This window comes from Pseudobacter sp., from assembly GCF_051955275.1.
Taxonomy (GTDB): Bacteria; Bacteroidota; Bacteroidia; order Chitinophagales; family Chitinophagaceae; genus Pseudobacter.
The window spans coordinates 1-4,545 of record NZ_JBQCGW010000237.1 but is presented as its reverse complement, the minus strand read 5'-3'; the positions used below and the strand labels follow the sequence as shown (position 1 = coordinate 4,545).

The 4,545-nt window shown below is 42.5% G+C and carries 4 protein-coding genes; 1 reads left to right on the top strand and 3 read right to left on the bottom strand.

Annotated elements, in window-relative coordinates:
• Nucleotides 1-1,870 (top strand): redoxin domain-containing protein (locus ACTHMC_RS20865; protein ID WP_440416070.1); only part of this gene is annotated, 1,870 nt, incomplete at its 5' end.
• Between the two features lie 94 nt (nt 1,871-1,964).
• Here ACTHMC_RS20865 and ACTHMC_RS20860 read toward each other — a convergent pair.
• The 3 genes from ACTHMC_RS20860 to ACTHMC_RS20850 form a co-directional block, all read right to left on the bottom strand.
• Nucleotides 1,965-2,981: a hypothetical protein gene (locus tag ACTHMC_RS20860; RefSeq protein ID WP_440416068.1), complete on the bottom strand. Its 1,017-nt coding sequence runs from the start codon at nt 2,979-2,981 to the stop codon at nt 1,965-1,967.
• 123 nt (nt 2,982-3,104) lie between these two features.
• Entirely contained in the window at nt 3,105-3,917 is an 813-nt protein-coding gene (locus ACTHMC_RS20855) for an ATP-grasp domain-containing protein (RefSeq protein ID WP_440416066.1), read from the bottom strand.
• Nucleotides 3,917-4,545 (bottom strand): hypothetical protein (locus tag ACTHMC_RS20850; protein ID WP_440416064.1); only part of this gene is annotated, 629 nt, incomplete at its 5' end. The genes ACTHMC_RS20850 and ACTHMC_RS20855, both read right to left, overlap by 1 nt.

The window sequence follows — 4,545 nt, the reverse complement described above, 5'->3', positions numbered from 1 at the left end:
ACTAGTTTTTTTCGTTTTTGTCTGCGTTACCCACACCCGCTCACAATCCGTTGGAAGTATCAAACCTTATCCTGGAAAAACTGAAACTGCGAGTTATGTATATACCCCACCCCGGAGGTTGGCTTTACCGCAGAAAATATTTGTTTCTTTTGTTTATCAAGTTGGGGAAGAGTATTTTTTTAAGAAAGACTATTTGACAAAAAGCAAAGGGAAATACATCTTTGCTGTAAGACTTCCAGATTCTGCCAAGTCTTTTGTTTTGACTATTACTAACGAGAGAGGAAAAGTGATTGACAACAACAGAGACTCAGGCTACACGATATTATGCATTAAAAAGTCTTCAGATGCACCCGCAGCTAGAGTGGAAGCTGCACTGCTGCTCAGTTACTATGCGCCTGTAACCCTTCGACTAGACAGGCGTGTACTGCAAAGCAAGATGATAAAGTTGTTCGAGGAAGCGTATAAGATTTCCCCGGGTCTGACCCAAACCCACAAAACATATCGCTATTACTTGCTTCTGCGCAACCAGCAGGAAGGAGAAAGCGCCAGGCCTGGTATGCTGGAATATGCAAAGAAAATGGAGGCACAAGGAAGTGACGCATCACTTGCAACTGCCCTATACATTTACCGGTTTCTGCATCTCGATGATAAAGTTAGTGAGCTTGAGAACAGATGCATCAGTAAGTTCCCATCTGGTGAAGTGGCGCGGGAAAAATATGTAAACGAATTTTATGACAAGCGTGGAAAGAATGAATATTCCATTTTGAATGATATGCGGGATTTTTCACAGCGATTCACTGATTCCTCTTACAAAGTGAAATATACTTTTTATGTCGCTATTATTGAATGGCTATTTGCTGAGAAAAAATATGAAAAATTATCAGAATATGAACAACGCCTCGGAGATAATATGAATCTGGCCTCTATTTACAATTCGCAAGCAAAGTATCTCCTTGAAGAAGTAAATACTGATTCTGCAGGAGATGCATTGCGCAATGCCTCTCATCTCATAAAGCAATCTTTGCGTATTGCTGAATCAGTGAGAAAGTCGATTCATTGGGAACCAGAAGACCAGACCCTACAGAAGGCAATTAACAAATTCCGCGAAACATATGCTCTGGCACTTTTTCATCAAGGAAAATACGATTCCGCATTTTATTACCAGTCGCTTGTCGTTAGTCAAAGCATCGATCCCGGATCTACTCCTTCCTCTGCTTTGCAACTGGTGAATTATGCCGAAAAAGATAAGGGCGATCAATTTGCGAGAAACCTGGCAATAGATCAATTTAAAGAAGGCAATGATTTTCCGGAACTGGTTGAAAAGTTCGAACAATTAAACCGACGATTAGGTATCAGCGATACTGAAATGCTAGGCAGCAGGCCTATATCGGGATATGCATCGAATAAAATGGTTGCAAAGATCAAAAGCCGATTTGGCTCGCAGCAGTCAAAAAATTTCACGTTGCAAGACCTTAATGGCAATACCGTTTCATTAGCCTCTTTTAAAAATAAGATCATAGTGCTCGACTTTTGGGCTTCCTGGTGCGGTCCATGTAAAGCATCGTTTCCACACATGCAGGAAGTAACCAGGAAATATGCGAATGACAGTTCCATAGTCTTTCTTTTTATTGACACATGGGAATCCAAATCTTTCGAAAAGATGAAAATGGAAGCGGCAAAGTATATCCATGATAACCACTATAATTTCCGGGTTTTACTCGATGATAAGAACAAAGCCGGTAATGCCTATAAAGTAGATTACGTTCCAGAAACATTTGTAATTGACAGAAAAGGAAATATCATTTTTATGGGTAACGACAATGCTAACATCGTTGCTGAAATTGAAAATGCTAAAAAAATAACACCCTGAAATTCCCTTTTTATAAGCTGCTTGAGGCCAAAGACTGTGGCCCAACCTGCCTGCGAATAAAACCCGCAATAATCCAATATAATTTTCACAAAACTTACTGAGCAGGCACCACTATCTCCCTCAATCTCACAAATCCGCCATTCCTGTGATCGATCTTCATCTCAAAATCCGAATGGGCATTGGATGCTATCAGGCCACCGATGACCCCGAAGAACATAGAGGCCGCCACTACTGAACCTGTGCTGGCCGTTACTTTGGCCTTGCCAATAAAATAGAAATCATTATTTTCCTTCCGTAGCATATAATACCCATATTCTGTAGCTATATAGGCAATGCCTTCGTGCACCACCGCATACATATCGTCTGAGCTAAGCTTCTGTACCTTGCCCGTGGAGTCTGTGATCCTGATCTTCGATATATTTCCTTTCTTCAATTCCACTGTGGCCTGCCTGTCCGGAACCTGCGAAAAGAAAGAGGTATAACTGTTGTAGATTCCGTTCACATATGCATCTGTGGTATATAGTTTTATTTTCTTCTTTTCAATTTCAGCCATGTGCAGTATGTCATCATAACTGAACCGTTCTTCTGATGCGGGCTTCCGTTGCAGATGCTGGCCCAGAAATGAATGAATGGTATTGCTGCCATGCCTGAACAACGCTTTGGTTACATCCATTGATTTGATCATCACCACTGTATCGATACTCCCAAGTTTCTGGTATGAACCATTATTATTGGCATAGAGATCAGCACTGAAATAATAATATCCACGCTCGCTTACAGCACCAGTTACCTCAGCAAAGCTGAGTTGATGAAGATGTAGCAACAATCCGCCGGCACCTGCAGAGCTGTCAGTCAAACCCTGTAATACATTTTGCAGCTGAACAGGAAATGGCACTACAGGGATTACCTTTGCCCTGGCGTTAAAGGCACCCATTTGCACGACTCCCATATGTGAAGTATCAAACCTGCCATCAATTACCAGGATCCTGCTGTATAAACTGTTTGAAATCCTTTGCTCTGGCAATGTGATCGCAAAATCTCTTGTTCGATTCTGAGCTGCGGCGAAGAGGGAAGAAAAAACCAGGAATGATGAGAAAATGTACTTCAGCATACAATAAGGTGTTAGTTCAGGCAAATGTTGCCGTTTTATATGGTTCTGTATAGTCGGCCCTTTCTCAGATGCGGTCTCATATATGATTACATAAATCCCGGCAAAAAATCAGGGCGAAAGGGTTCAGGCTCCAGCCGACGCAAAAAACTCCGTAACCGCCTTCACGATATCGATTATCCGGGCATGATAAAAACCGGCAGCATTCATGCAGCCACATTCCACAATAAAATACTCATCACCACACAAACAGATATCCATCACAAACACATCATGCGGTGTATACTCCCGGCATCTTGCTTCAGCAAAGGCAGCAACTTCTGCCGGGCATCCTTCTTCCTTCGTCAACTTAAAGTACTCCCGGTATTTGGATGCAGCCACCATCTTCCCGTTCACGATCCACAACCTCCATTCATATTGTAAATTATATGGCTCAGAAACGATGATCCTGGTATCGGAAGACAACCTGGCGCTTTCCAGTTCTTTCAATTGCTCATACCATTCTTCTATCTCATCAAACCGCCTTACTTCACCGGCAAAGGATTTATTGTCTTCATCCGGACGGATGAAAAGCAATTTATCTGCGGGATATTCTTTTTTTATCAGTTGATTGAATGTTGTAACAGATGCTTCAAAATTCAGCATCCTCCTCCCCCATTTGTCGAAATAATTCTCAATAGAAAAATGCTCAGGGTAAAAAAAGAGCCCCGGGCGCAGCGCAGGCTCCCTGTAGGCCAATTCATTGAAAGTGGTGGACCCATATAAAATGGATCTTTTACTTCTGTCGAATTCCGGCAACTGATCTGAAAATGGGATAATTTCCAGTTCGATAAAATCTACACCAGTCTTCTCGCAGGCTTCCTTCAAAGCCAGTAGGTCTGACTGGCTGGTAAGGTTTCTCTGCACTACCCATTGAATATCTTTAAAGTTCTTTTCCATCAGAACCTGATTGAACGGACTGTCTCCTTATATTTCTCCATCAAGCCCGGCTCGTTATTATCCAATCCGGAAAATATCAGCGCGAGGTTACCATTGAACATCACCGCCATAAAAACATTTGTACTTCCTTCTGTGGTTTTAAGATTCAGCGATACTCCGTATACTTCCTTTCCATCAACAATAAATGTTTCTTTAACCAGGTCATTTACATCCCCTTTCTTGCCAAACCCGGCAATAGCCTGATCCACAAACTCCTTTGCCGCCTCCAGACTGGGGCTCTCCATGGTTGTGATCTGCACCATGGGAACATCCTTACCGGTACCCAGGTCATCTTTTCCATTAGGCGTATAGATGAGCATTTTGCCCATAGACTGCGCCAGCTTGAAATTCAGGATTCCCGGATCGAATTCATAACTGACCAGCTCCAGCGGGTCCAACTCAAAAGACTTTTCATAGAAAGAAGTCTTCATGATCTTCAGCAACTCTTCCTTTGCTGCCTTATCTGTGGTTTTATAAGACCCCATAATCATTACAGCAAAGCTTTTGTCCCCAAAGGTCACACCCACCAGAGTCTCGCCTCTTTTTTTAGAAGGACCGGACTGATACAGGGCTTCATATCCGTTGAACA

What these genes read in the sequence shown, in the direction of transcription:
- ACTHMC_RS20860 (WP_440416068.1), bottom strand. Translation starts at nt 2,981, where the DNA reads ATGCTGAAGTACATTTTCTCATCATTCCTGGTTTTTTCTTCCCTCTTC.
- ACTHMC_RS20855 (WP_440416066.1), bottom strand. Translation starts at nt 3,917, where the DNA reads ATGGAAAAGAACTTTAAAGATATTCAATGGGTAGTGCAGAGAAACCTT.